3 protein-coding genes are annotated in these 2,708 nt (G+C 76.5%); 2 read left to right on the top strand and 1 reads right to left on the bottom strand.

Going from position 1 to position 2,708, the window contains the following annotated elements; all coding sequences use genetic code 11:
* Positions 1–27 precede the first annotated feature (27 nt).
* Positions 28–468: a hypothetical protein gene (locus tag ABZ641_RS32185; protein ID WP_359987557.1), complete on the bottom strand. Its 441-nt coding sequence runs from the start codon at positions 466–468 to the stop codon at positions 28–30.
* Positions 469–524: 56 nt separating this feature from the next.
* Here ABZ641_RS32185 and ABZ641_RS32180 point away from each other — a divergent pair, with 56 nt between their 5' ends.
* Positions 525–1,607 carry a hypothetical protein gene (locus ABZ641_RS32180; RefSeq protein WP_359987554.1) on the top strand — a complete coding sequence of 361 codons (1,083 nt, stop codon included), beginning with the start codon at positions 525–527 and terminating at the stop codon, positions 1,605–1,607.
* A 143-nt stretch (positions 1,608–1,750) separates the two neighbouring features.
* On the top strand, positions 1,751–2,708 hold a 958-nt coding region (locus ABZ641_RS32175), incomplete at its 3' end, for a serine/threonine-protein kinase (protein WP_359987552.1).

Raw genomic sequence — 2,708 nt, 5'->3', positions numbered from 1 at the left:
TGCGGACCCCCTGCCACGTGCTCTCCGTCACTGCCCGCAGTTCCCCGGGGACCCAAAGTTTCGACCGCGGGCCCGGCCGGGTATGCAGCCCTCGCCCGCCGCGGCACGGATCCGCTCGGCGAACGGCTCCGCCTTCACCACGTCCTCGAAGCGGTGCGCCCCGGTCAGCGCGACCACCTTCAGGACCTCGCCGTTGATCCGGGTCCGGACGACCGTCACGTCCGTCACCGCGTCCAGCGCAACCGGCAGCGGCGGCTTGCCGTCCTTGAGGAAGAGCAGCCGATGGCCGGTCAGCACCAGCGCGCCCCCGCGGAAGTGGTCCGGGTGCCGTCCGGCGGTCGCCGCCACCGGCTCCTCGCCGGGCACCGCGACGGCCTCCACGGTGCGCACGGCGGCGTTCCCGGCCTCCCGGCCGTTGCCGCTGCCGAGCACGTCGAAGGCCACGTCGATCAGATCCGTCCGGTCCATACCGCGAGCCCAGGGCCGCGGCGACGTACGCTGGCCGGGTCGAGAGGAAGTCGGACATGCGAGCGGCCCCCGGTCAGCTGGTGGCCGGACGGTACCGGGTGACGGACCGTCCGACGGGAGCCGGCCTGCCCGCGCAGGACGTGCACACGGGCGCGCCGGTCCTGCTGCACGCCCTCGACCTGCCCGAACTGCTCGTCGCCGGCGAACCGGGCGACCTGTACGAGGAACCCGACCACCATCGCGGCGACCGGCTCGCCGAACCCGTCGCCGCGCTGGCCGACCGCGTGCCGCGCCACCCGCGGCTGCTCGTCGAGACCGGCGCGGCCGCCGAGGGCGACCTGCTGTGGGTGGCCGCCGAACGCGTCGCCGGCGCACCGCTCGACGAACTCGCCGACACCGGCCCGGTGCCGCCGTACCGGGTGGCCGAACTGGCCGCCGACCTCGCCGGGGCGCTGCGCGCCCTGCACGGCGCCGGACTGGTCCACGGCAACGTCACCGCCGGGGCGGTGCTGGTCTGCGAGGACGGCGCCGCGCTGCTCGGCGGACTGCTCCTCGGCGCCGCCCAGGAGGCGGTCTGCGCCCAGCTCGCCGGGCCGGTGCCGCGCCGCCGCTACGAGGCCCGCGCCGACCTGCTCGGCCCGCTGGCCGAACGCTGGCCCGCCGACGCCGGCCCGCCCGGCGACTGCTGGGCCCTCGGCGTGCTGCTCTACCGGCTGCTCACCGGCCACGGCCCCTACCCCGAGGACGACCTGCCGACGCTGCTCGCCGCCGTCCGCGACGGCCGGCGCTACCCCGCCGACGGCTGCGGTCCGCTGCGCGGCCTCGTCGAGGAACTGCTCGACCTCGGCCCGGCCGCGCGCCCCACCGCCGAGGACGTCCAGCGCAGGGTGCGCGCCCTGCTCGCCGGCGCGCCCGAGCCGTTCGGCCCCGGCGAGGAGGAGGCGCCGCTGCTGCCGGTGGTGCGGCCGGCCGGCCCGGTGGTGCCGCACCCGCGCGGGCGGCGGCACGGCGGCGGACACCTGCCGGTGCCCCGCGGCCCCTCCCGGGTGCCTCCCGCGCTGCTCGGCCCGCTGCTGGTCGGCGGGGTGCTGCTGGCGCTGGTCGCGGCCCTCGCCGCGGTCGTCCTGGCGGCGGGCTGACCGTGCCGGGCGCGCAGCGGTGCATTCCGGGCCCCGGCGCAACCCGGCCCGGTGTGGTTGAGAAGATGTCCGTGCGGTGAGTCTGCGGTGCACCGATACCTCCGTCACGGTGACGGTGGACTGAGGATGGGGGAACGGTCGCCATGGGCGTGCAGGACCGGTCGTCGGAAGGCATGGACACCGGCCGGGTACTGGCCGGACGGTACGTCCTGGGGGACCGGCTCGGCCGCGGCGGCATGGGCACGGTCTGGCGGGCCCGCGACGAGATGCTCGACCGCGAGGTCGCGGTCAAGGAGCTGACCGTCAACCACCTCCCCGAGGAGGAGCTGGAGATCCTGCAGTCCCGCATGAAGCGGGAGGCCAGGGCCGCCGCCAGGATCAAGCACCCCGGCGTCATCACCATCCACGACGTGCTGGAGGACGACGGCCGCCCCTGGATCGTGATGGAGCTGGTCGACGGCCGGTCGCTGGCCGACGTGATCAGCCAGGACGGCACCCTCGCGCCGCGCGAGGCCGCCGAGGTCGGCCTGCAGGTGCTGGCCGCCCTGCACCGCGGTCACCAGCTCGGCGTGCTGCACCGCGACGTCAAGCCCGCCAACGTGCTGCTGGAGAAGGGCACCGGCCGCGTCGTCCTGCTCGACTTCGGCATCGCCACCTTCGAGGGCTCCACCGAACTCACCCGCCCCGGCGACCTGGTCGGCTCGCCGGACTACCTCGCGCCCGAGCGGGCCCAGGGCGAACGCCCCGGCCCGGCCTCCGACCTGTGGGGCCTCGGGGCCACGCTGTACGCCGCGGTGGAGGGCGAGTCGCCGTTCCGCCGCACCTCCCCGCTCACCACGCTGGCCGCGGTGGTCGGCGACCCGCTGCCGGAGCCCCGCCGGGCCGGCGCGCTCGGCCCGGTGCTGGCCGCGCTGATGGCCAAGGACGCGGCCGAGCGTCCCACCGCCGACGAGGCCGCCCGGATGCTGCGCGAGGTCACCGCCGGTCACACCCTCGGCATGAAGGCGCGACCCGGAAGTCGTCGTCCACCACCAGTACGTCGATCATGCCGTCTCCACCGGGTGCAGGGCCTCGGGCAGTTCCACCGTGAACCGGGCGCCG

This window comes from Kitasatospora sp. NPDC007106, assembly GCF_040634455.1.
Taxonomy (GTDB): domain Bacteria; phylum Actinomycetota; class Actinomycetes; order Streptomycetales; family Streptomycetaceae; genus Kitasatospora; species Kitasatospora arboriphila.
This window is presented reverse-complemented; position numbering and strand designations above follow the sequence as displayed.

Bases quoted from the DNA above. Each gene is read 5' to 3' on its own strand.
- ABZ641_RS32185 (WP_359987557.1), bottom strand. From the start codon at position 468: ATGGACCGGACGGATCTGATCGACGTGGCCTTCGACGTGCTCGGCAGC.
- ABZ641_RS32180 (WP_359987554.1), top strand. From the start codon at position 525: ATGCGAGCGGCCCCCGGTCAGCTGGTGGCCGGACGGTACCGGGTGACG.